Source organism: Kitasatospora sp. NPDC034533 (assembly GCF_055575155.1).
This window is the reverse complement of sequence record NZ_JBVITE010000060.1, coordinates 29399-52947: the sequence shown is the minus strand read 5'-3', so window position 1 is coordinate 52947 and position 23549 is coordinate 29399. Positions and strand designations below refer to the sequence as shown.

General features: G+C 71.4%; 17 protein-coding genes. 2 read left to right on the top strand and 15 right to left on the bottom strand.

The features are described from left to right. Positions 1 to 328 precede the first annotated feature (328 nt). The 9 genes from ACZ55U_RS31100 to eccD form a co-directional block, all read right to left on the bottom strand. Positions 329 to 2014: a ribonuclease J gene (locus ACZ55U_RS31100; RefSeq protein ID WP_465531422.1), complete on the bottom strand. Its 1686-nt coding sequence runs from the start codon at positions 2012 to 2014 to the stop codon at positions 329 to 331. Between the two features lie 170 nt (positions 2015 to 2184). Then, positions 2185 to 3084, bottom strand: coding sequence for a 4-hydroxy-tetrahydrodipicolinate synthase (gene dapA / locus ACZ55U_RS31095; RefSeq protein WP_465531420.1), 900 nt, complete (start codon positions 3082 to 3084; stop codon positions 2185 to 2187). A gap of 215 nt (positions 3085 to 3299) precedes the next feature. Then, a complete protein-coding gene (gene thyX / locus ACZ55U_RS31090) occupies positions 3300 to 4031 on the bottom strand; it encodes an FAD-dependent thymidylate synthase (protein ID WP_465531418.1) in 732 nt (243 codons plus the stop codon). Beyond that, complete coding sequence (locus ACZ55U_RS31085) at positions 4028 to 4486, bottom strand: tetratricopeptide repeat protein (protein ID WP_465531416.1); 459 nt, start codon at positions 4484 to 4486, stop codon at positions 4028 to 4030. The genes thyX and ACZ55U_RS31085 overlap by 4 nt, the downstream gene beginning before the upstream one ends. Positions 4487 to 4511: 25 nt before the next feature. Beyond that, positions 4512 to 5258, bottom strand: a complete 747-nt coding sequence (gene dapB / locus ACZ55U_RS31080) for a 4-hydroxy-tetrahydrodipicolinate reductase (RefSeq protein WP_465531414.1) — start codon at positions 5256 to 5258, stop codon at positions 4512 to 4514. Between the two features lie 25 nt (positions 5259 to 5283). Then, positions 5284 to 6696: a M16 family metallopeptidase gene (locus tag ACZ55U_RS31075; RefSeq protein WP_465531412.1), complete on the bottom strand. Its 1413-nt coding sequence runs from the start codon at positions 6694 to 6696 to the stop codon at positions 5284 to 5286. Between the two features lie 57 nt (positions 6697 to 6753). Further along, entirely contained in the window at positions 6754 to 8961 is a 2208-nt protein-coding gene (locus ACZ55U_RS31070; RefSeq protein ID WP_465531410.1) for a polyribonucleotide nucleotidyltransferase, read from the bottom strand. A gap of 468 nt (positions 8962 to 9429) precedes the next feature. Further along, a complete protein-coding gene (gene rpsO, locus ACZ55U_RS31065) occupies positions 9430 to 9720 on the bottom strand; it encodes a 30S ribosomal protein S15 (RefSeq protein WP_196952393.1) in 291 nt (96 codons plus the stop codon). Between the two features lie 190 nt (positions 9721 to 9910). Further along, positions 9911 to 11371 carry a type VII secretion integral membrane protein EccD gene (eccD, locus tag ACZ55U_RS31060; RefSeq protein ID WP_465531408.1) on the bottom strand — a complete coding sequence of 487 codons (1461 nt, stop codon included), beginning with the start codon at positions 11369 to 11371 and terminating at the stop codon, positions 9911 to 9913. A 326-nt stretch (positions 11372 to 11697) separates the two neighbouring features. Here eccD and eccCa point away from each other — a divergent pair, with 326 nt between their 5' ends. Beyond that, positions 11698 to 15642: a type VII secretion protein EccCa gene (eccCa, locus tag ACZ55U_RS31055; RefSeq protein ID WP_465531406.1), complete on the top strand. Its 3945-nt coding sequence runs from the start codon at positions 11698 to 11700 to the stop codon at positions 15640 to 15642. Between the two features lie 468 nt (positions 15643 to 16110). Beyond that, entirely contained in the window at positions 16111 to 17514 is a 1404-nt protein-coding gene (locus ACZ55U_RS31050) for an APC family permease (protein WP_465531404.1), read from the top strand. A gap of 70 nt (positions 17515 to 17584) precedes the next feature. On the opposite strand, the gene ACZ55U_RS31045 is transcribed toward ACZ55U_RS31050, so the two are convergent. The 6 genes from ACZ55U_RS31045 to ACZ55U_RS31020 all read right to left on the bottom strand — a co-directional run bounded on the left by ACZ55U_RS31045 (position 17585) and on the right by ACZ55U_RS31020 (position 23454). Next, positions 17585 to 18829: a hypothetical protein gene (locus ACZ55U_RS31045; RefSeq protein WP_465531402.1), complete on the bottom strand. Its 1245-nt coding sequence runs from the start codon at positions 18827 to 18829 to the stop codon at positions 17585 to 17587. Between the two features lie 64 nt (positions 18830 to 18893). Further along, positions 18894 to 19433, bottom strand: coding sequence for a SigE family RNA polymerase sigma factor (locus tag ACZ55U_RS31040; protein ID WP_465531400.1), 540 nt, complete (start codon positions 19431 to 19433; stop codon positions 18894 to 18896). A gap of 109 nt (positions 19434 to 19542) precedes the next feature. Continuing rightward, entirely contained in the window at positions 19543 to 20775 is a 1233-nt protein-coding gene (gene mycP, locus ACZ55U_RS31035; RefSeq protein WP_465531398.1) for a type VII secretion-associated serine protease mycosin, read from the bottom strand. A 98-nt stretch (positions 20776 to 20873) separates the two neighbouring features. Continuing rightward, the gene (locus ACZ55U_RS31030) at positions 20874 to 21164 is read right to left on the bottom strand and encodes a WXG100 family type VII secretion target (RefSeq protein ID WP_465531396.1); all 291 of its coding nucleotides are present in this window, start codon (positions 21162 to 21164) and stop codon (positions 20874 to 20876) included. Positions 21165 to 21284: 120 nt separating this feature from the next. Continuing rightward, on the bottom strand, positions 21285 to 21587 hold the full coding sequence (locus ACZ55U_RS31025) for a WXG100 family type VII secretion target (RefSeq protein ID WP_465531394.1): 303 nt from the start codon (positions 21585 to 21587) through the stop codon (positions 21285 to 21287). Between the two features lie 181 nt (positions 21588 to 21768). After that, positions 21769 to 23454, bottom strand: coding sequence for a type VII secretion protein EccB (locus ACZ55U_RS31020; protein WP_465531392.1), 1686 nt, complete (start codon positions 23452 to 23454; stop codon positions 21769 to 21771). Between the last annotated feature and the right edge of the window lie 95 nt (positions 23455 to 23549).

The following is a 23549-nucleotide window of genomic DNA, read 5'->3' as shown; positions in this document are numbered from 1 at the left end:
GGCGTTGACTTTTGGCACGCTGTTGAGTTCTCAAGGAACGGACGCTTCCTTCGGACCGCCTTCCGGCAGGCCCTCCGGGCTTCGTTCTTTCGTGTCCCCAGCTTATCAGACGTTTTCCGCTCCGTTTTCCGGAGTTTCATTCATCCGATCCGCTTTCGCCTTTCGGCGCTCCCGAACTCTACCAGAGTTCCTCGGTCCGTTTTCCCCGGTCGTTCTCGAATTCGAATTCGAGCCCGTTTCCGAGGGGCCGTCCCGTGGGGCAACCCGGAGAACATTACGCACCGGGTCGCCCCACGTCAAACCAGCGTCAGCCGGCGTTGAACGAGCGTCAGACCTCGACCACGACCGGCAGGATCATCGGCCGGCGGCGGTAGTTGTCCGCGACCCACTTGCCGACGGTCCGGCGGACGAGCTGCTGCACCTGACGGGGCTCCAGCACGCCGTCGCTCGCCGAGCGGTCCAGCGCCTCCTGGAGCTTCGAGACCACCGGGACGAACGCGTTGTCGTCGATGCCGGAGCCGCGGGCCTGGATGGACGGGCCGCCGACGATCTTGCCGTTGGTCGAGTCGACCGCGACGAAGACCGAGATGAAGCCCTCCTCGCCGAGGATCCTGCGGTCCTTGAGCGAGGCCTCGCTGATGTCGCCGACCGAGGAGCCGTCCACGTACACGTAACCGGCCTGCACCTTGCCGACGATCCGGGCGACGCCGCCTTCGAGATCGACGCAGACGCCGTCCTCGGCGATGACCACGCGGTTGCGCGGCACGCCGGTGGCGATGCCCAGCTCGGCGGCGGCGCGCAGGTGGCGCCACTCGCCGTGGACCGGCATCAGGTTGCGCGGCTTGCAGATGTTGAAGAAGTAGAGCAGCTCGCCGGCCGAGGCGTGGCCCGAGACGTGCACCTTGGCGTTGCCCTTGTGCACGACCTTGGCACCCCAGCGGGTCAGGCCGTTGATCACCCGGTAGACGGCGTTCTCGTTGCCCGGGATGAGCGACGAGGCCAGGACGACGGTGTCGCCCTCGACGATGCGGATCTGGTGGTCGCGGTTGGCCATCCGGGACAGCGCCGCCATCGGCTCGCCCTGCGAGCCGGTACAGATCAGCACGACCTCCTTGTCCGGCAGGTCGTCCAGCTGCTTGACGTCCACGATCATGTTGCCGGGCACCTTCAGGTAGCCGAGGTCCCGGGCGATGCCCATGTTGCGGACCATCGAGCGGCCGACGAAGGCGACCTTGCGCTTGTACTCGTGGGCGGCGTCCAGCACCTGCTGGATGCGGTGCACGTGGCTCGCGAAGGAGGCCACGATGATGCGCTTCTCGGCGTTCGCGAAGACGTTGCGCAGCGCCGCCGAGATGTCCCGCTCGTGCGGGATGAAGCCGGGGACCTCGGCGTTGGTGGAGTCCACCAGCAGCAGGTCCATGCCCTCCTCCGCCAGCTTGGCGAAGGTCGGCAGGTCGGTCAGGCGGCCGTCCAGCGGCAGCTGGTCCATCTTGAAGTCACCGGTGGCCACGACCATGCCGGCGGGGGTGCGGACCGCCACGGCGAGGGCGTCCGGGATGGAGTGGTTGACCGCGATGAACTCGCAGTCGAAGGGGCCGATGCGCTCGCGCTCGCCCTCCTTGACCTCCAGCACGTACGGCCGGATGCGGTGCTCGGCGAGCTTGGCCTCGATCAGCGCCAGGGTCAGCTTGGAGCCGATCAGCGGGATGTCCGGGTTCTCCCGCAGGAGGAACGGGACGGCGCCGATGTGGTCCTCGTGCCCGTGGGTGAGGATGATGCCGTCGACCTTGTCGAGGCGGTCCCGGATGTAGCTGAAGTCCGGGAGGATGAGGTCCACGCCGGGCTGCTCGTCCTCGGGGAAGAGGACGCCGCAGTCGATGATCAGGATGCGGTCCCCGTACTCCAGGACCGTCATGTTGCGGCCGATCTCGCCGAGGCCGCCGAGCGGGGTGATCCGGAGGGCGCCCTCCTTCAGGGCCGGGGGTGCGCCGAGCTCGGGGTGCGGGTGGCTCAAAAGACTCTCCTCACGACGCACGCCATATGCCCGGGGTCCTCCCCCTGGAGACATATGGCGTGCGTACTCAGTGTCGTTTTCCTACTGGGTCTGTGCTCTCGCGCCTGCGGTCCGGTCCAGCGGCGGACCCTGGAGGGTCCGGCGAGCCGGGGCGCGCACGTCGTTGTCTGCTACAGGTGTACCCCGCCGGCGGCGAGATCCTTCTTCAATCGCGCGACCTCCTCGGGCGTCGCGCCGACCAGCGGCGGGCGCAGCGGTCCGGCGGGCAGGCCCTGGAGCTCCAGGGCGGCCTTGGTGAGGATCACGCCCTGGGTGCGGAACATACCGCTGAACACCGGCAGCAGGCGCTGGTGGATGCTGGTGGCCTTGACCACATCGCCCGCCAGGAAGGCCTCGATCATCGCCCGCAGGTCCCCGGCCACCACGTGCCCGACGACGCTGACCACGCCGACGGCTCCGACGGACAGCAGCGGCAGGTTGAGCACGTCGTCGCCGGAGTACCAGGCGAGGTCGGCCCGGGCGATGGCCCAGGCCGCGGCGCCGAGGTCGCCCTTGGCGTCCTTGTTGGCGACGATCCGCGGGTGCTCGCCGAGCCGGACCAGCGTCTCGTGGCTCAGAGCGACCCCGCTGCGGCCCGGGATGTCGTACAGCATGACCGGCAGCCCGGTCGCGTCGGCGATGGTGACGTTGTGCCGGTACAGGCCCTCCTGCGGGGGCTTGCTGTAGTACGGCGTGACGACCAGCAGGCCGTCCGCTCCGGCGGCCTCCGCCTGCCGGGCCAGCTCGACGCTGTGGCGGGTGTCGTTGGTGCCGACGCCGGCCACCACGTGGGCGCGGTCCCCGACCGCCTCGACCACGGCGCGGACCAGCTGGTCCTTCTCGGCGTCACTGGTGGTCGGGGACTCGCCGGTGGTGCCGTTGACGACGAGGCCGTCGTTGCCGGAGTCGACGAGGTGCGTGGCGAGGCGCTGGGCGCCGTCGAGGTCGAGGTCGCCGTCGGCGGTGAACGGGGTGACCATCGCGGTCAGGACCCGGCCGAACGGCGTCTGGGGGGTGGAGGTCGGAGCCATGCGTCCAAAGCTACTCGTAGGCGGTGGGGCGTCCCCCATGCCGGTCCGGTGTTCGGACAGCTGAACCGCGTCGGTGGCACTGACGTGGGATTCCGGTGCTGCCCGCTCGGGGGTTCAGGCAGCACCGGAATCCGTGTTCACGAATGTAGGGAGCGGCCAGAAAAGCCGCAATCCAGACATGCCAGACACTCTGCCCGTATGCCCGTCGCCCCAGGTCAGGGGGCGACCCGGCCGTGCTTCTCGAAGGCCGCATGGGTGAGCGGCATGAGCCGGGCCCACTGCTCCTCCATCTGCTCGGCGACCATCTCGATCTCGCGCTGCGGGAAGGACGGCACCGCCGAGTTCTCCCGCTTGGTACGCAGCGACAGGAAGTGCATCAGCGAGCGCGAGTTGCAGGTCGCGTACATCGAGGAGAACAGGCCCACCGGCAGCACCGCGCGGGCCACCTCGCGGGCCACGCCGGCCGCCAGCATCTCCTGGTAGCGGGCGTAGGACTCGCGGTACGCGGCCTCCATCGCCCCGGTGGTGGTCCGGTGCTGCTCGGGCGTGCCCTCGTGGAACTCGTACTTGCCGGGGCGGCCCTGCTGGACCAGCTTGCGGTCCTCGCCCGGGACGTAGAAGACCGGCTGGAGCTCGCGGTAGCGGCCGGACTCCTCGTTGTAGGACCAGCCGCTGCGGTGCCGGTGGAACTCCCGGAACACGAAGATCGGCGCGCTGATGAAGAAGGTCATCGAGTTGTGCTCGAACGGCGTGCCGTGCCGGTCGCGCATCAGGAAGTTGATCAGTCCCTTGGACTTCTCCGGGTCCTGCTGGACGGCTTCCAGGGACTGCTCGCCCGCGGTCGAGACCCGGGCCGCCCAGATGACGTCCGAGTCGGCGGCGGCGCTGCGGACCAGCTCCACCGTCACGTCGCTGCGGAAGCTGGGGGCCGTCGGTTCGTCGCTCACGCGTTACTCCTTGCGGGTTCGGTGCTGTGCAGCTTGATGGCGTGCTGCATGGTCTTGCGGGCGCGCGGGGTGTCACCGGCGTCGGCGTACGCCACGGCGAGGCGGAACCAGACGCGCCAGTCGCCCGGCGCGTCCTGCGCCTCGGCCTGGCGGCGGGCGAACACCGCGTCGGCCGAGGCCCGGTCGATCCGCCCGCCCTTGCTGCGCTTCAGCTCGTCGACCGGCAGGCCGCCCTCGGCCTCCAGCTCGCGGGCCATCCGCTCGCTGGCCCTGCCGAAGCGGACGGTCTGGCGCAGGAACCAGACGCCGATCAGCGGGATCACGAAGGCGCAGATCCCGATGCCGATGCCGAGCGGCTTGCCGGTGGCGACCAGCTGGACGCCCTCCCCCACGCAGACGAGGGCGACCAGCAGCAGCACGCCGGACAGGACGAAGAAGCCGGTGCGCGAGGTCATCGGACACTCCCTGGGTTCGACACTGTCACAGGTCCAGGAAGTGTTCGAGGCCGAAGGTCAGCCCCGGCGTCCCGACGACCTTGCGGGCGCCCAGCAGGATGCCCGGCATGAAGCTGCTGTGGTGCAGCGAGTCGTGCCGGATGGTGAGCGTCTCGCCGGTGTCGCCGAACATCACCTGCTGGTGGGCGAGCAGCCCGCGCAGCCGTACCGCGTGCACCGGCACCCCGTCCACGTCGGCGCCGCGCGCGCCGGGCAGGCTGTGGGTGGTCGGGTCCTGCTGCTTCGGGCGGCCGGCCTCGGCCCGGGCGGCGGCGATCAGCTGGGCGGTGCGGGTGGCGGTGCCGCTGGGGGCGTCGGCCTTGCGGTCGTGGTGGAGCTCGACCACCTCGACCGACTCGAAGTAGCGGGCGGCGATCTGCGAGAACTTCATGCCGAGGATCGCGCCGATGGAGAAGTTCGGGGCGATCAGCAGGCCGAGCTCCGGGGCCTCGTCCAGCCAGCCGCGGACGGTGGCGAGCCGCTCGTCCGTCCAGCCGGTGGTGCCGGTGACCACGTGGATGCCGTGGTGCAGGCAGTAGTCCAGGTTGCCCATCACCGAGTCCGGGTGGGTCAGCTCGACGGCGACCTGGGCACCGGCCCGGGTCAGTTCCGCCAACTCGGAGCCGCGGCCGAGGGTGGCCACCAGTTCCAGGTCCGGCGCGGCCTCGACGGCCTTGACCGCCTCGGAGCCGATCCGTCCCTTGGCGCCGATCACGGCGACACGCAGCGTCATAGCGAAGTTCCTCTCACCAACAGGTTCAGACCAGCAGATCGGCGAGCTTGGCGGCCCGCTTGTCGTTGACCGGGCCGATCAGGGCGAGCGACGGCCGGTACGCGCCCAGCACATCACGCGCCACCGCGTGGACGTCCTCCAGGGTCACCGCCGCGATCCGCTCCAGCATCTCGTCCACCGACAGGTGGTGCCCGTAGCTGAGTTCGGCCTTGCCGATCCGGTTCATCAGCGAACCGGTGTCCTCCATGCCGAGCACCGTGGAGCCGGAGATCTGCCCGATCGCCCGCCGCAGCTCCTCCTCGGTGATGCCCTCCTCGACCACCTTGGCCAGCTCGGCGCGGCAGATCCGCAGCACCTCCTCGACCCGCTTGGGCTGGCAGCCGGCGTAGATGCCGAACAGGCCGCTGTCCGCGTAGGACGAGGAGTACGAGTAGACCGAGTACGCCAGGCCCCGCTTCTCGCGGACCTCCTGGAACAGCCGGGAGCTCATCCCGCCGCCGAGCGCCGCGTTGAGCACGCCCATCGCCCAGCGGCGCTCGTCGTGCCGGGGCACGCCGGGCACGCCGAGCACCAGGTGGGCCTGCTCGGTGGAGCGGTTGAGCACCTCGACCTTGCCGGCCGTGCGCAGCGCCTTGACGCCGCGGCGGGCCTCGGCCGGGGCCGCGGTGGAGGCCGCCAGCACCGGCGCGAAGGCCTGCTCGACCTGCTTGACCACCTTGCGGTGGTCGAGGTTGCCGGCCGCGGCGACGACCAGCTGCTCGGGCCGGTAGCGGCGGCGGTAGAAACCGGCGATCTGGTCCCGGGTGAGGGTCCGGATGGTCTCCTGGGTGCCGAGGATCGGGCGGCCGAGCGGTCCGCTGCCGTAGATGACCTTGGCGAACAGGTCGTGCACCACGTCGCCCGGGTCGTCCTCGGCCATCGCCATCTCTTCGAGGATGACGCCGCGCTCGGCCTCCACGTCCTCGGTGCGGATCAGCGAGCCGGTGAGCATGTCGCAGACCACGTCGATGGCCAGCGGCAGGTCGGTGTCCAGGACCCGGGCGTAGTAGCAGGTGTTCTCCTTCGCGGTGAAGGCGTTCATCTCGCCGCCGACCGCGTCCAGGGCCGCCGAGATGTCCAGCGCGCTGCGCCGCTCGGTGCCCTTGAAGAGCAGGTGCTCCAGGTAGTGGGTCGCGCCGTTGAGCTGCGGGGTCTCGTCCCGCGAGCCGACGCCGACCCAGATGCCGAAGGTCGCGGAGCGAACCGTCGGCAGGGTTTCGGTGACGACCCGCAGGCCGCCGGGGAGGACGGTGCGGCGTACGGTGCCGGCGCCGTCGACGCCCTTGAGCAGGGTCCGGGTGGTGCCGGGACGCTGCGTTACCGCCGGGGCCTGCGCCACGGGGGGTACCTCCAGAGGGAACGCACGTGCGGGAGCACGTGCGGACGAACGCGTGGACAACGGGGTGCGGCCCGCACGCCGGGAGGCGTACGGGCCGCGGGGTCAGCTAGCGGCGCTTCACTCGGAAGCGGCCTCGCCGCCCTCCTCGCCCTCGATGACCGGGATCAGGGAGAGCTTGCCGCGCGGGTCGATCTCGGCGATCTCGACCTGGACCTTGGCGCCGACGCCGAGGACGTCCTCGACGTTCTCGACGCGCTTGCCGCCGGCCAGCTTGCGGATCTGCGAGATGTGCAGCAGGCCGTCCTTGCCCGGCATCAGCGACACGAACGCGCCGAACGTCGTGGTCTTGACCACGGTGCCCAGGTAGCGCTCGCCGACCTCCGGCATGGTCGGGTTGGCGATCTGGTTGATCGTGGTGCGGGCGGCCTCGGCGGCCGGGCCGTCGGCGGCACCGATGTAGATGGTGCCGTCGTCCTCGATCGTGATCTCGGCGCCGGTGTCCTCCTGGATCTGGTTGATCATCTTGCCCTTGGGGCCGATGACCTCGCCGATCTTGTCCACCGGGATCTTGATGGTGATGATGCGCGGCGCGTTCGGGGACATCTCGTCGGGCGAGTCGATGGCCTCGTTCATCACGTCGAGGATGTGCAGGCGGGCGTCCTTGGCCTGCTTCAGCGCGGCGGCGAGCACCGACGCCGGGATGCCGTTCAGCTTGGTGTCCAGCTGGAGGGCGGTGATGAAGTTGCGGGTGCCGGCGACCTTGAAGTCCATGTCGCCGTACGCGTCCTCGGCGCCGAGGATGTCGGTCAGCGTGACGTAGTGGGTCTCGCCGTCGATCTCCTGGGAGATCAGGCCCATGGCGATGCCGGCGACGGCGGCCTTCAGCGGCACACCGGCGTTCAGCAGCGACATGGTCGAGGCGCAGACCGAGCCCATCGAGGTGGAGCCGTTGGAGCCGAGCGCCTCGGAGACCTGGCGGATGGCGTACGGGAACTCCTCGCGGGTCGGCAGCACCGGCAGCAGGGCGCGCTCGGCCAGCGCGCCGTGGCCGATCTCGCGGCGCTTGGGCGAGCCCACGCGGCCGGTCTCACCGACGGAGTACGGCGGGAAGTTGTAGTTGTGCATGTAGCGGCGGCGCGTCTCCGGGGAGAGCGTGTCCAGCTGCTGCTCCATGCGCAGCATGTTCAGCGTGGTGACGCCCAGGATCTGGGTCTCGCCGCGCTCGAACAGGGCCGAGCCGTGCACCCGCGGGATGGCCTCGACCTCGGCGGCCAGGGTGCGGATGTCGGTGACGCCGCGGCCGTCGATGCGGACCTTGTCCTTGATGACGCGCTCGCGGACGATCTTCTTGGTCAGCGCGTTGTAGGCGGCGCTGATCTCCTTCTCGCGGCCCTCGAACTCGGGGAGCAGCTTCTCGGCGGCCAGCGCCTTGACGCGGTCCAGCTCGTTGTTGCGCTCCTGCTTGCCCGGGATGGTCAGGGCCTGGGCGAGCTCGTCCTTGACGGCGGCGGTCAGCGCGGCGAGGACGTCGTCCTGGTAGTCCAGGAAGACCGGGAACTCGCCGGTCGGCTTGGCGGCCTGGGCGGCCAGCTGCGACTGCGCGGCGCACAGGACCTTGATGAACGGCTTCGCGGCCTCCAGGCCGGAGGCGACGACCTCCTCGGTCGGCGCGTCGGCGCCGCCCTCGACCAGCTTGATGGTCTTGTCGGTGGCCTCGGCCTCGACCATCATGATCGCGACGTCGCCGTCCGGCAGGACGCGACCGGCGACGACCATGTCGAAGACGGCCGACTCCAGCTCGCTGTGGGTCGGGAAGGCGACCCACTGGCCGTTGATCAGCGCGACGCGGACGCCACCGATCGGGCCGGAGAACGGCAGGCCCGCCAGCTGGGTGGAGGCGGAGGCGGCGTTGATGGCGACCACGTCGTACAGGTGGTCCGGGTTGAGCGCCATCACGGTGACGACGACCTGGACCTCGTTGCGCAGGCCCTTGACGAAGGACGGGCGCAGCGGGCGGTCGATCAGGCGGCAGGTGAGGATCGCGTCCTCGGAGGGCCGGCCCTCACGACGGAAGAACGAGCCGGGGATGCGACCGGCGGCGTACATCCGCTCCTCGACGTCCACGGTCAGCGGGAAGAAGTCGAAGTGCTCCTTCGGCTGCTTGGACGCGCTGGTGGCCGACAGCACCATGGTGTCGTCGTCCAGGTAGGCCACGGCGGAGCCGGCGGCCTGACGGGCCAGACGGCCGGTCTCGAAGCGGATGGTACGGGTGCCGAAGGAACCGTTGTCGATCACGGCCTCGGCGTAGAACACGTTCTCTTCCACCTGGAAGATCTCCTCTTTCGTACGTTCTCCGGGAGAGCGTCCCCGCGTCCTGCCTGCGGTTGGCCCCGGGCCCTCGTCAGGGAGGGCGGCAGTCGGGCCGGTCTTCGATCGAAGCCTCCGGAGGGCCCCGCTCGTTGTGCGGGGGCTCCGACGGCCACTACCGAGGACCGGCGCCTCACGGCTGCCGGGCCGGGAAGGGCGGTCCGCGTCTGGACGCTCTCTCGGATGCGGGCGGCTTCCGTTTGAAGCCTTCGTCCCGCGGGGGGTTCGGGTCCTTCTGCCAGGGTGGCGCGCTCGTGCGCCATCACCCGGCATGCCCACAACCCTACGGTGCAATCCTCGGCCACCTGGGGAGGTGCGCGCGAGTTGTTATGCCCCGACGCCGTCGGCGGCGGGTCGTCGCCGACCGCCGCGGCATACGCGCGAGGGGCGGCTCCCCGGTGTGGGGAGCCGCCCCGAGCGGCGTTCTCAGCGGGCGCCGCCGGCGGCACCGCGGCGGATGCCCAGGCGGTCGACGAGCGTACGGAAGCGCTCGATGTCCTTCTTGGCCAGGTACTGGAGCAGGCGGCGGCGCTGGCCGACCAGGATCAGCAGGCCACGACGCGAGTGGTGGTCGTGCTTGTGGGTCTTCAGGTGCTCGGTCAGGTCCGAGATGCGGCGGGAGAGCATGGCCACCTGGACCTCGGGGGAGCCGGTGTCGCCCTCCTTCTGGCCGAACTCGGCGATGATCTGCTTCTTGACGTCAGAGGCGAGAGCCACTGCAACTCCTTCGGGGTCTACCGAGCGGTCCTGGTCGACAACACAGGACTCATCGAGAACTCGGTGTCGCGAGCACGGCCGGCACTGTGCGGCCCACGGGTGGGCCGCGGACACACGGCTGCGCTCGGAGGCCAAGCGTACCAGTGCGGCCCACCCGGCCGTCCGCCGGGTGGGCCGCACCGGGGGCCGGTCAGCCGGTGGCGCCGCGGACCAGCCGGTAGGTGTCCAGGACGGCGAGCGCCAGCGGGACCAGCGCGATCAGGGTGAGGCTGTCCACCAGGTCCAGGACGCGCCCCCAGAAGGGGGAGACCCCGAGCCGGGGCACCACCAGGGCGATCGCGGTGAACAGCGCGGCGCCGAAGGCGATCGAGGCGGCCAGCCAGACGGTGCGCAGGTCCAGCTCGGTGGTGGAGCCGGCCGCCCGCAGGAAGGCCTGCGGGGTGTGCAGGGAGAGTCCGACGATCAGCAGGCTCAGGCCGAGCAGCCCGGCCACGGTGAGGCTGAGCACCTGCGCGGTGTAGCGGAAGAGCCGGGCGCGCAGCATCGCGGCCAGGCCGAGGGCGAGCGCGAGCAGCTCGGGGAAGGTCTCGTCGGTGAAGCCGAGGACGGCGCAGGCGCCGACCACGACCGCGGCGCAGCCGCCGACCAGGCCGACCAGCACCTCGTGGCCGCGGCGGGCCTGGTGCGCGATCTTCTCGTACTGGACGGCCTCGGCGCGCTCGGCCTCCTCGTCGTAGTCGCGGCTGCGGGTGCGGGTCTGGCCGGGGGCGCTGAAGCCGACCGGCAGCCGGGCGAAGCGGGCGGAGAGGCTGGGCAGGAAGCCGACGGCGGCGACGGCGGCGACGCCGGTGACGGCGGCGATGTGCCCGGCCGGGGTCTGCGGCAGCAGGACGGCCGCGAAGGTGGCGAGCGCGCCGGCGGTGGAGACCAGGGAGGCGGCGACGAACACCGCGTCCCGCTCCGGCAGCAGGCCGGTCAGCAGTACGGAGACGACCAGGGCGACGACGCAGCCGGTCAGGAACTGGAGCCGGCCGGGGCCGTCGCCCTGGTGGGCGACGGCGATGATGCCGCTGCCGCCGATCACGGCGTGCGGCAGCGCGCCGAGGCCGAGCGCGACGGCGGCGGGGGCGTCCTGGTAGACCCGGGCGCGGACCCCGGCGAGCGCGGTGAGCACGACGGCGGTGACGCCGGCCAGGATGCCGGGCAGGCCGTGCATGTCGTGGCGCAGGTCGGAGAACCAGAGCGCGAAGCCGAGCAGGGCGAGCAGCACCCCGGCGCCGATCAGGCCGAAGCCGCGCATCAGCTCGGCGGTCCAGAACCGGCGGTCGGCCTCGACGGCGCTGGCGATCGCGTCGGCGACGTCGTCGTAGACGGCGGGCGGGAGCGACTCGGCGAAGGGGCGCAGGGCCAGCAGGTCACCGTCGCGGACCTGCTGGGCGGCCAGGGGCAGCCCGCTGTCCAGCACCGTGCCGTCGCGGCGGACCAGGTGGAAGCCGGTGGGGGTGCCGTCCGGCTGGCTCTGGTTGGCCAGGCGCAGCACCTCGGGGTAGACGTCCGCGAGCGGGACGTCCTCGGGCAGGGCGACGTCGATCCGGCGGTCCGGGGCGACGACGGTCACCCGGCAGTAGCCGGTCGCGGAAGTGTTGCTCACACTGCCACCTCGGTCCTTCGACGCACGTGGCGCTCCCCCTTGTTGACGGTGCCGAGGCCGGGCGGCGCTCGGTGTGGTGCGGAACCGGCCCGGCCGGGCCGCGAGTTGGCGCGGCGTTACCCTACCCGTTCGGTTCGTGCCCGGTGGCGGTGAGTGCCGGGCCCTGGCGGGCGGTGCGGGGGCGACCGTTAGGATCGGCGCCTGCGCGGGGTACGGGGGCTGCGCTGGGTGGGGCGTCCTCGGCCACCGGATTCCCGTACGGACGTGCGCAATCGCGTGAGGGCTGATGCCGAAGTGATCGATCGACGCCGCGGGGTGGATGACACATGGGTGTGATCACGGTCAAGCGACCGGCCAGGGCTTATCCGCCCACCGTGCCGGACGAGCCGGTGGAGCTGGTGAGCCCGCCGGAACTGCCCCGGCAGGGCGGCGAGGACTGGCTGATGAGCATCCTGCCGATGCTGGGCATGGGCGGCTCGGCGGTGTTCTTCTTCTCGCCGGGAGCGGCGGCCCCGATGAAGATCATGGGCGGTCTGATGATCGCCTCGACGCTCGGCATGGTGCTGGCGCAGATCGTCCGCGCGCGCAAGGGCGGTTCGACCGCGATGGCGGACGAGCGGCGCGACTACCTGAAGTACCTCCAGCAGACCCGCCGCCAGGTGCGCCGCACGGCGGAGCGCCAGCGCGGCGCGCTGCTCTTCCTGAACCCGGCGCCGGACCAGCTCTGGTCGATCGTCGAGGACGGCCGGCGGCTGTGGGAACGGCGCACCGGGGACGGCGACTTCGCGCAGATCCGGGTGGGCCTGGGGCCGGTGCAGCTGTCCACCCCGCTGGTGGCGCCGCAGACCGCGCCGATGGACGAGCTGGAACCGCTGTCGGCGGCGGCGATGCACTCCTTCCTGAAGGCCCACGGCACCCTCCAGGACCTGCCGCTGGCGGTCTCGCTGCGGGCGTTCTACCACATCACGGTGTGCGGGGACCCGGACTCGGTGTACGGCAACGTGCGCGCGATGATCGCCCAACTGACCACCCTGCACTCGCCGGACGACCTGATGGTGGCGGTCGCCGCCGCGCCCGGCGCGGCCGAGGAGTGGGAGTGGACCAAGTGGCTCCCGCACAGCCAGCACCGCAAGGAGGCCGACGGCGCGGGTTCGCGCCGGCTGTTCGCGAGCGACCTCGGCGACCTGGAGTACCTGCTCCAGGACGAGCTGGCCGGGCGTCAGCGCTTCGTGCGCGAGGTGGCGCCGCCGGCCGACCAGCCGCACCTGGTGATCGTCATGGACGGCGCCGGGGTGCCGCACGACTCGCTGCTGGCGAGCCCGGAGGGCGTGCAGGGCGTGACGGTCATCGAGGTGGTGCCGGGCGAGGTCGACGAGCCCAGCGGGCACCTGATGGTGACGGTCAGCGCCGAGGAACTGGTGCTGCGCTCGGCCTCCGGGGCGACGTACTCCGGCAAGCCGGACCTGCTCTCGGTGTGGCAGTCCGAGGCGCTGGCCCGGCAGTTGGCGCCGTACCGGATCTCGGCCGGCGGGGACGACGAGCCGCTGCTGTCCAACCTCGACTTCACCGACATGATGAACTCGGGCGACCCGGGCTCCTTCGACGTGGCCCGCAGCTGGCGCCCGCGCGCCCAGCACGAGCGGATGCGGGTGCCGATCGGCGTCGGTGCCAACGGCGAGCACGTCTACCTGGACATCAAGGAGGCCGCGCTGGAGGGCATGGGCCCGCACGGCCTGTGCGTGGGCGCGACCGGTTCCGGCAAGTCGGAGCTGCTGCGCACGCTGGTGCTGGCCCTGGCGATGACCCACTCCTCGGAGATCCTGAACTTCGTCCTCGCCGACTTCAAGGGCGGTGCGACCTTCTCCGGCATGGCGGACATGCCGCACACCTCCGCGGTGATCACCAACCTGGAGGGCGAGCTCACCCTGGTCGACCGCATGCGCGACGCGATCGAGGGCGAGCTGCACCGCCGCCAGGAGCTGCTGCGCTCGGCGGGCAACTACGCCAACATCCACGAGTACGAGCGGGCCCGGGCGGCCGGCGCGGCGCTGGACCCGTTGCCCTCGCTGGTGCTGATCATCGACGAGTTCTCCGAACTCCTCACCGCCAAGCCCGACTTCATCGAGATGTTCATCCAGATCGGCCGGATCGGTCGCTCGCTCGGCGTGCACCTGCTGCTGGCCTCGCAGCGCCTGGAGGAGGGCAAGCTGCGCGGTCTGGACACCTATCTGTCGTACCGGATCGGTCTTCGCACCTTCTCGGCCGCGGAGTCCCGGGCGGCGATCGGCGTGCCGGACGCCTACCACCTGCCGCCGGTGCCGGGTGTCGGCTACCTCAAGTTCGGCGAGGACGTGATGGACCGGTTCAAGGCCGCCTACGTCTCGGGGCCGTACCGGGCTCCGGGGCAGCAGCGGTCGACCGGCGGGCAGCGGGTCAACGCGCGGCCGGTGGAGTTCACCGCGTCCTTCGTGGAGCCGCCGGACCCGGTGGAGGAGGAGGTCGCGCCGCAGGCCCCGGAGCAGGACGACGCGCTGGTGGACACGGTGCTGGACGTGTTCGTCCAGCGGATGGCCGGCCAGGGCCCGGCCGCGCACCAGGTGTGGCTGCCTCCGCTGGAGGACGCGCCGAGCATGGACCACCTGCTGCCGCCGCTCCAGGTGGTGCCGGAGCGCGGGCTGACCGCGCCCGGCTACCCGGCGGGCCGGCTGCGGGTGCCGATCGGCGTCGTGGACCGGCCGCGCGAGCAGAAGACGGACATCCTGGAGGTCGACTACGCGGGGGCGGCCGGCCACGGCCTGGTCGTGGGCGGGCCCCGTTCGGGCAAGTCGACCGTGGTGCGCACCACGGTGGCCTCGTTCGCCCTCACCCACACCCCGCTGGAGGTGCAGTTCTACCTGCTCGACTTCGGTGCGGGCAGCTTCCAGTCGCTGGGCGGGCTGCCGCACGTCGGCGGGGTCGCCGGGCGCCTGGACGTGGACAAGGTGCGCCGGATGGTCTCCGAGGTGCACGGGGTGCTGAACCGGCGCGAGGAGCTGTTCCGGGTCGCCGGGATCGACACCATCGCCACCTACCGGGCCCGCCGGGCGGCCGGCCAGCTGCCGGACGAGGCCTTCGGCGACGTCTTCCTGGTGGTCGACGGCTGGAACACCTTCAAGCAGGAGTTCGAGGTCCTGGAGCCGGTGATCAACGACATCGCCCAGCGCGGTCTCGGCTACGGCATCCACCTGATCATCACCGCGGCCCGGTACGCCGAGGTGCGCCCGGCGCTGAAGGACCTGCTGCAGAACCGCACCGAGCTGAAGCTCGGTGACGCGATGGAGTCCGAGGTCGACCGCCGGGTGGCGCAGAACGTCCCGGCGCTGGCCGGGCGCGGCATCACCGCGGAGCGGCTGCACTTCCTGTCCGGCCTGCCGCGCCTGGACGGCTCCTCCTCGGTGGACGACCTCCAGGAGGGCGTGGCCGGGCTGGTCGGCGCCGTCGACGGGGCCTGGACGGGCCCGCGCGCCCCGCAGGTGCGGATGCTGCCGGCCGTCCTGGACGGCCACTCGCTGCCGAAGGGCTTCGAGCACCCGGAGCGCGGCGTCGCCTTCGGTGTGGACGAGGCGGAGCTGGCGCCGGTCTTCGTCAACTTCGAGACCGATCCGCTGTTCATCGTCTTCGGCGACACCGAGTCCGGGAAGTCGGCGGTGCTGCGGATGCTGATCAAGCAGATCACCGAGCGGTACACCCCGGACCAGGCGGGCATCGTGGTCGGCGACTACCGGCGCGCGCTGCTCGGCACGGTGCCGCCGGAGTACCTGGTGGAGTACGCGGCCGCGCAGCCGGCCATGGCGGCCATCGTGGACATGCTGCGCGGGGCCTGCGCGCGCCGTCTGCCGGGCCCGGACGTGACCGCGGAGCAGCTGCGCAACCGCAGCTGGTACAGCGGCAAGGACATGTTCGTGATCGTCGACGACTACGAGCTGGTCGCGACGAGCTCGGGCAACCCGCTGGCCCCGCTGGCCGAGTTCCTGCCGTTCGCCCGTGACATCGGCCTGCGGGTGATCGTGGCCCGCAGCGCGGGCGGCGCCGGCCGCTCGCTGTACGAGCCGGTGCTCCAGCGGATGCGCGAGCTCGGCGGCCAGGGCGTGATCCTGTCCGGCAACCGGGACGAGGGCGCGCTGCTGGGGACGGTCAAGCCGCAGGCGCTGCCGCAGGGCCGGGGGATCTTCGTGTCCCGCCGCGTCACCAGCGGGCAGATGGTCCAGACGGGCTGGCTGCCGGTGGCGTGACGCCGCCGACCCTCACGGAGGGTGATCGAAGGGGCCGGACTCGCGGAGTCCGGCCCCTTCGGCGTCCCGGGTGCCGAAACGTTACCTAGATCTTTCCCGGCGGGGGCTGCGGTTCCCGCACCCGGCCCGGGACTCGCCGGGAATTTTCGGGGCGCCTGGGCGTGTCGCCGTCCATCCGAAGCGCCACCTTTGAATCACGGCACGCTTCCCTTTGTTCACCTTCGATTCAATCGCGATGTGGCCGAGGTAACAAGTAGGACAAACCTCGCAATGACTGAACGTGATCATCGGATCGTATGTTTAAGCGGTTCACCGCAACGGATTCCGAAGCAGTTCCGGCGTTGACGCGGTCAATACGCCCAAGGTTCCATTGCGGCCAGGGAGCGACTGGAACCGGACACCGAGCAACCAGCCAGCGGAGGCGATACCGCTCCCACACCAGGACCGACAGAGCCGATCGGAAGCCACATGACCGACACGCTTCGCCCGCCACAGACCGTAGCCGCCCCGGCGGCCGAGGCGGCAGCGCCCCAGCAACTCAAGCGCTCGATCGGCGTCGTGGGCGGCACACTGCTCACGCTGTCCTGCGTCACCCCCGCCTCGACGCTCTTCGTGATCGTGCCGGAGCTGTTCTCCAGCATCGGCAGCGCCACCGCGCTGGCCATCGCGATCGGCACCGTGCTCTGCGTCGCGGTCGCGTTCTGCTACTCCGAGCTCGGCACCCTGATCCCCAGCGCCGGCGGCGAGTACGCGATGGTCGGCACGCTGGCCGGGCGGCTGATGGGCTGGCTGGTCTTCGTGCTCTCGCTGATCGTGGTGATGATCGTCCCGTCGGTCATCGCCCTCGGCACCGCCGACTACCTCGCCCCGGTCCTGCACCTGGACAAGGCCATGACCGGCGCCGCCGTGATGCTCGCCGCCACCCTGGCCGGCCTGCTCGACCTGCGCGCCAACGCCTGGATCACCGGCATCTTCCTGGTGCTGGAGGTCATCGCGGCCGGCGTGGTGTCGGTGCTGGGCTTCGCCCACACCAACAGCGACGCCCCCAGCATGCTGCACGGCGTGATCGCCGGAGCCGACGGCACCACCACCACGGTGAGCGTGGGCGCCATCGTCGGCGCGCTCGGCATCGCCCTGTTCATCACCCAGGGCTTCTCCACCGCGGTCTACCTGTCCGAGGAGCTGGAGAACCCCCGCCGCAACGTCTCGCGCACCGTGCTGTGGACGCTCGGCATCTCCTCCGCGATCATCCTGGTCCCGGTCGTCGCCATCACCATGGGCGCCCCCGACCTCGCGACCCTGACCTCCGGCGACCTCTCCGGCCTGGTCACCGCCTGGAGCAACTCCGCGGTCGGCACCTTCATCAGCCTCTGCGTCGCGCTGGCCATCATCAACGCCGGCATCGTCATGGTCATCCAGAACTCCCGGGTGCTGTTCGCCTCCGCCCGTGACAAGGCCTGGCCGGAGCCGGTCAACAAGGCGTTCGGCACCCTCGGCCGGTTCGGCTCGCCGTGGATCGCCACCCTGGCGGTCGGCCTGCCCGGCGCCGCGCTCTGCTTCGTCAAGGGCGAGTTGCTGAGCAACATCACCGGCATCGCCGTCACCGGGATGTACCTGCTGGTCGCGATCGCCGCGCTGCTCTCCCGCCGCGCCCACCACAAGCACGCCGCCGCCTGGCGGATGCCGCTGTGGCCGGCCATTCCGGTCGTCCTGATCGCCGTCCTGGTCTACGTGATCACCAAGCTGGACACCGAGCCCCTGCTGTGGACCGGCGGCATCACCGCCGTGGCCACCCTCTACTGGCTGTTCTACCTGCGCCCCCGGCAGGACACCCGCTGGGTGATCAGCCTCCCCGAGGACCAGCAGGACTGACCACCACCCTCCCCCACACGTCGGTGCCCCGGACTCCCCCGCAGCCCGGGGCACCGGCGTGTTCCGGCCCCTACTTCCTCGGCTTCCAGGCCGGGCTGGTGGCGATCACCTTCACCTGGTCCGAGGTGAGCAGCGGCTCGGTGCCGGACACCTGGTACACGAGCACCCAGGTGCCGTCCGGGCGCAGGACGCTCGCCGCGAACGGCTTGTCCTTGCCCGCGGGATCCCCGCTGACGGCGATCCTGCTCCCGTCCGGGAGGGTTTCGGCCTCCTTGAAGGACCGCTCGACCACGTCGTCGCCGCCCTTCGCCAGGTTCTCCACCCGCACCGACACCGCGCCGGTGGCCTGGCCCTCGGCCAGCTCGAAGGTGACCGCGAGCGGGTCGCCGGTGCGCCCGGTCACCGTCACGCCCTGCGGCAGCAGCCCGGTCAGCACGGTCTCCCGGTCGGCCAGCGACAGGCCGGGGTCGACCGCGGCCTGGTCGACGCCGTCGTACCGGACCGCGGCGACGACCCGGTCCCAGGACTTGTCGGTGACGACCGACTTCAGCTGGTCGAGGGTGAGCGGCGGGTCGGGGCGGCTGTCCGGCGCGCCCTTCTCCTGGGGCGAGTTCCACTCGCTCACGGAGATGCTCCGGCCGTCCGGGCCGTTCACCACCGCGAGCCACTCCTTGGTGTCGGCCCGGCCGTCCGAGTACTCGTGCCCCTGCTGCAACAGGAGCCTGGAGCCGTCCGGCAGGACGGTGTCGGTGCAGGCGTCGACCCGGGCGAGCTTGAGGTCCGGCGGGCAGCCGGGCAGCTGCACCCGCCCGGGGCGGTGCTTCTGGATGTCGAGATGGATCAGCGACTTGCCGTGGCCGTCGTCGAAGACCACGCTCGCCGAGGCGGACGCGTCCTTCTGGTCGTTGTCGGTGCCGTGCCCCTTGGCCTCGGTGACCTCCCCCCTGGGCAGCAGGGCCCGGAAGGTCGCCAGCACCTCGTCGTCGGAGACCGCGGCCGGGGCCGCGGACTTCACCGAGGTCGGGGTGGCCCCGGCGGCGACGGTGGCGGTGCCCGCGGCGGCGGCCGGCGCGGAGGCCGCGCTCACGGTGCCCGCGTCCCTGGCGCCCGGGGAGGTCAGGTACACCGCCCCGGTGCCCACCAGGGCCAGCGCGGCCGCGCCGCCCACCACCGCGGCGGCCGAACGGCGGCGCCAGCGGCGGCGGCCGAGCCGGTAGCCCTCGGCCGCCAGGTCGGCCCGGTCGGGGCGGAAGCCTTCGCCCGTACGGGTGAGGGCACAGAGAAGATCGTCCTCGAACTTGTCCGGTTCGGACATGGGCGTTCACCGTCTCCTTGCGTCACGGATTGCGGAAGTGCGGCAGATCGGGCGGCCGTCGGCCTCAGCGGGCGGCCAGCTCGGCGAGGGAGTCGCCGAGCAGGGTCCGCAGCCGGGCCAGGGCCCGGGTGGTGCGGGTGCGGACGGCGCCGGAGGAGACCCGCATGACCTCGGCGGTCTCCTCGACGCTGCGGTCCTCCCAGTAGCGCAGCACCAGGACGGCGCGGTCCTTGGGCGGCATCCGGCCGAGCGCGTCGAGGAGGGTCAGCCGCAGGGTGCTGTCGGGCTCCTGCCCCTCCGGCTCCGGCAGGGCGTCGCTGGGACGCTCGCCGCTGGAACGGCGGCGCTGCTGGGCCAGGAAGGTGCGCACCATGACGGTGTGGGTGTAGGCCGCCGGGTTGTCGATCCGGCCCCGGCCGGTGAAGGCGCTGCGCCGCCACAGCACGTACATCCGGCTGAGGGCCTCCTGCACCAGGTCCTCGGCGTAGTGGGTGTCGCCGCTGGTGAGCAGGCAGGCCGAGCGGTACAGGTGTCCGGTGCGGCCGGAGACGAGTTCCAGGAACTCCGCGTCCTTGGCCTCCCGGCCCGCCCTGGTCCACGCCATGTGCCCCGCCCCCCGCCGTCCGTCCTCCCTGACACTTCATCGATGCGGCGGGCGGGCGGCGGTGTTACACCGATCCGGGCGGTACTTCGGCGCGACGGCCTGCGGCCGGTCAGTCGGCGGACTTGCGCCGGTGGTCGCGCAGCACCACGCCACCGCCGATGAGGAGGGCGACCAGCAGCGCGCCGACGCCGAGGACGTACGTCGCGGTGCGGCCGTCGCGATCGGCCTGGGTCTCGCCGAGGCCCACCGGGCGCGGCACGATCGGCGCGGCGGCCAGCTGCACCGGGGCGTCCGGGGTGGCCTCGAAGGGCGCGTCGGCGGGGGCCTTGGTGACGGCCTTGACCGGGTCCACCACGCCCCAGCCGATGAACTTGTCCGGCTCGCGCTGGGTGCGCTGGGCGGTCTGCTCGATCCAGGCCCGGACCTGGGCCGCCTTCCACTCCGGGTGGGCGCCGCGCAGCAGGGCGGCGAGGCCGGAGACGTACGGGGCGGCGAAGCTGGTGCCGTTGTCCACGCACTGGCCGCTGCCGGGCACGGTGGAGAGCATGTCGACACCGGGTGCGGCGACCTTCACGAACCCGCCGTACTGGGAGAACGGCGCACGCTCGTTGTTGCGGTCCGAGGCGCCGACGGCCAGCACGGTCGGGAAGGCACCGGGATAGGTGTCGCCCTCCTTGCCGTCGTTCCCGGTCGAGGCGACCACCACGACGTTCTTGGCCTCGGCCTCCTCGATGGCGGCCTTCAGCTCCTGGTAGCCGCCGAACCGGGCGTCGCCCGCGCCGCGCACGTCCTGGGAGATGTTGATGACCCCGGCGCCCCGCCGGACCGCCTCCCTGATCGCCGCGACCAGGGTGGAGACGTCGCCGTTGCCGTCGCTGTCGTTCTGCCGGATCGACAGGATCCTGGCGTCGGGGGCCAGCCCGACGAAGCCGGTGGTCCTGCTCGGGCGGGCCGCGATGATCCCGGCCACCTTGGTGCCGTGGCCGACCGGGTCCTCGATGGACTTGCCCTGGATCGGCTCCTTGGTCTCCCGGTTGACCAGCAGGTTGGGGCCCTCGTCGACCTTGCCGGCCAGCTGCGGGTTGTTGACGTCCACACCGGTGTCGATGACCGCGACCGTCACCTTGTCGCCGGTGGTCCTCCCGCCCTGCCACAGCTCGTCCAGCAGCAGCCGCTGGAGCGACCACGGCACGGTCTGGACCTCGGGCGCGGGCTTGGGGCAGTCGCCGGCCGCGGCCAGTCCGGGGCCTGACTCCGCGAACGCCGGGGCGGCGAGCGGGCCGCCCAGCACCGCGAGCGCGGCGAGCACCGCGGCCGCCTTCCGGTACCCGTGTCGGGACACCCTGCCACCCCTCATGTCGTCCACCCGTGCCGCGCGTCGGGGGCGGGTGCCCGGAATCCGGGTACCCGCCCCCTGCCGTTCCCTACGGAACCCGAACGTCAGCCCCAGAGCCTGGCGTTGGCGTCCTCGGTCGTCTTGTAGCTCTGCGCGGCCTGCTCCAGCGAGTTCGCGATCTGGGCGCAGGTCTGCTGGAGGTCGGCGGCCTTGGAGTCCCAGATGGCCTGGTGGGCCTGGTAGCCCTGCTGGGCGGCGCCCTGCCAGCTGGAGGCGATGCGGGTGACGTTGCCCTTGAGGTCGTTCAGCAGGTGGTCGATGCGGCTCGCCGAAGCCTTGACCTCCTCGGCCGCCTGGTGGACGGTCTGGAAGTTGACGAGAATGTGGTCGGACACGTTGTCTCCCTTGACGAGGGTGCGGAGCGCCGCGCGATCGTCGGCGGGCGCTCCGCGGTGTGGTGGATCAGGACCGGAAGGCGATCAGCGCAGGTGCGGTGTTCGACGCGAACGCGTCGGTCAGCCCTGGGCGGAGGAGAACATCGCCTTCTGCTCCTCTTCGGTGGCGGCGTACTGCTTGGTGGTCAGCTCGATCGCGTGCTTGATCGCCTCCAGCGACTGCTTGAGCGCGGCGATGTCCTCGTTGACCCGGCCCTGCAGGGTCGTGTAGGCGCTCGCCGCCTGGCCCTGCCAGCCGCTGGTGATGCTGGTGACCGTGTTGATCAGCTTGGTCTTCTCAGCCTCGATCTTGCCGATGGCCTCTTCGATCTGCTTGGCGAAAGCCTGCATCTCCTGAGCAGTCATCGTGAACTGGCCAGCCATGCTCCACCGTCCCCCATGAGACAACATTTGCGTGTACGGAGGGCCCGGTGGGCCGACCGTCGCATCACCGACGTGATGTCCAGCAGCACTGTAGTCGGCACACGCAGCTCACCCAACACCGAATACTGACTAGTTACCAGACCATGACACTGGGTCCAATTCGGTTGTCCCGCTTGGACGGTCAGGCGTTCTGCGGCTGGGCGGCGGCCTTGGCCGTCAACGGCGGGCCCGCCGGGACCAGGTCGGACCACTCTTTGGGGACCAGCAGCGGCTGGACGCCCTGGTAGCCCAACCGGGCCTGGTTGGCGCCCGGTTCGTCCTTCTGCTGCTCCGGGTCCTGGGACGTCGCCCCGGGAGCCGGCGTGGCACCGGGCTGCGGCGTCGGCGGCTTCGGCGCGGCGCTCTGGCCGGGCTGCGGCGAGGCGGTGGAGCGCTGGCTGCCGTCGCTGTTGGCCGGGACGGCGTAGCGCAACCCGGTCTCCGTGATCAGGAAGTCGGAGCCGGAACCGCCCGTGGAGGCGTCCAGCGAGCGGTAGAACAGCCCGTGCCCCGGCGTCACGTACGCCGCCCCGGCGCCGTTGTTGTACGGCGCGGGGTACGAAGTCCCGGCCCAGACCGAGCGCTTGGCCGTCTTGCCGTCCTCGGCGAACCCGTCGAAGGTGCTGCACACCACCAGCCGGGGGTCCTGGCGGTCCTGCCAGTTGTTCACGGGGGCGCCGGTCTTCAGCGGCCAGTCCGCCGCGGTGTCCTTCAGCGGGACGTCCCCGCCCAGCTTGGAGAGGTCGGCCGGGCCCATCTCGTCGCTGTGCGGCTTCTTGTCCTGGTCGTACTTGTAGAGCATCTGGTAGGCCGGGTTCTGCCGGATCAGCTCCGCCTGGAACGGCGTGACCAGGTAGAGCTGGTCCTTGCCGACCACGTAGTGGCGGTCCTGGTAGTGGACCAGCCGGCCGACCCGGCGGTCCGCCTGGTTGCTCAACTCCACCTTGGAGTTGGGGGCCTGACTGTCGGCGACCCCGTCGACCTGCGGGAAGGTGATCGCCGTCCCCTTCACCAGGGTGTCGAGCCACTCCCGCTTGACCCGCTGCGGCACCGCGTTGGGCCCGAACACCGCGGTGACCAGCGCCTTGCGCTCCTTCTCGTCCGCCTGCGGGGAGCCGATCTGGTGCTTGCGGCCCTGCGCGTCGACCAGGTACACCGCCGCGCCCGCGGCGGCCGGCTGACCGGCCGCCGGTGCCGCCGAGATCTGCTGCTCGTCGGCCTGCTGCACCAGCATCAGCTGGTCCGGGCCGAGCATCCGGTCCTTGGCCGCCAGCGTCGCCGAGTCCGCGCCGCCCGCCACGAACACCGCCTGGTTGACGGTCTCCTGCTTGTCGTCCGAGCCCGGGCGGTCGCAGACCGTCCACTTCATCGGCCGGCTCGCCTTGTCCTTGCCCGGCAGCTTGTCCGGCGCGTACGGGATGCCGATCGTCGGACCGTGGTTGGGGTACCGGTCGAGCACCCCGTCGTCGACCACCACCACCTTGGCGTCGGCCGGCAGCACCAGCCGCGCCGAGGACATGTTGAGCACCTGGTGCAGCCGCTTGGTCTTGTTGTCCGGATCGGTGAGCACCACGTACCGGGTGGTCGACTGCTTGCCCTGGATGATGTTCTTGCCGTCGTCCCACTTCACCGGCGCGGCCGGTTTGAAGACCCCCCAGAGCCCGAAGCCGGCCACGATCACCGCCCCGGCCAGCACGCTCGGCAGCACCGCCTTCACCGGACGCGGCGCGTCCTCGTCACTGCCGCCCCCGGCGGGCAGCAGGAAGGCGCCCACCGTGCGCTTGCGGGCGAAGGTGTAGGCGTTCAGCTCGTCCCGGCGCGATGCCATCCTCGTCGTCCCCCTCGTCAGACCTTGCCGGACCTCCTCGGACCGGCCTGCCCCGGTCACCCACCGGGCACGAACCGGCGTGAACCCTCTACGAT

Coding starts and splice junctions, on each gene's coding strand:
- dapA (WP_465531420.1), bottom strand. CDS start 3,084: ATGGCTCCGACCTCCACCCCCCAGACGCCGTTCGGCCGGGTCCTGACC.
- ACZ55U_RS31020 (WP_465531392.1), bottom strand. CDS start 23,454: ATGGCATCGCGCCGGGACGAGCTGAACGCCTACACCTTCGCCCGCAAG.
- ACZ55U_RS31045 (WP_465531402.1), bottom strand. CDS start 18,829: ATGTCCGAACCGGACAAGTTCGAGGACGATCTTCTCTGTGCCCTCACC.
- ACZ55U_RS31085 (WP_465531416.1), bottom strand. CDS start 4,486: ATGACCTCGCGCACCGGCTTCTTCGTCCTGTCCGGCGTGCTGCTGCTG.
- ACZ55U_RS31040 (WP_465531400.1), bottom strand. CDS start 19,433: ATGGCGTGGACCAGGGCGGGCCGGGAGGCCAAGGACGCGGAGTTCCTG.
- ACZ55U_RS31025 (WP_465531394.1), bottom strand. CDS start 21,587: ATGGCTGGCCAGTTCACGATGACTGCTCAGGAGATGCAGGCTTTCGCC.
- ACZ55U_RS31050 (WP_465531404.1), top strand. CDS start 16,111: ATGACCGACACGCTTCGCCCGCCACAGACCGTAGCCGCCCCGGCGGCC.
- eccCa (WP_465531406.1), top strand. CDS start 11,698: ATGGGTGTGATCACGGTCAAGCGACCGGCCAGGGCTTATCCGCCCACC.
- dapB (WP_465531414.1), bottom strand. CDS start 5,258: ATGACGCTGCGTGTCGCCGTGATCGGCGCCAAGGGACGGATCGGCTCC.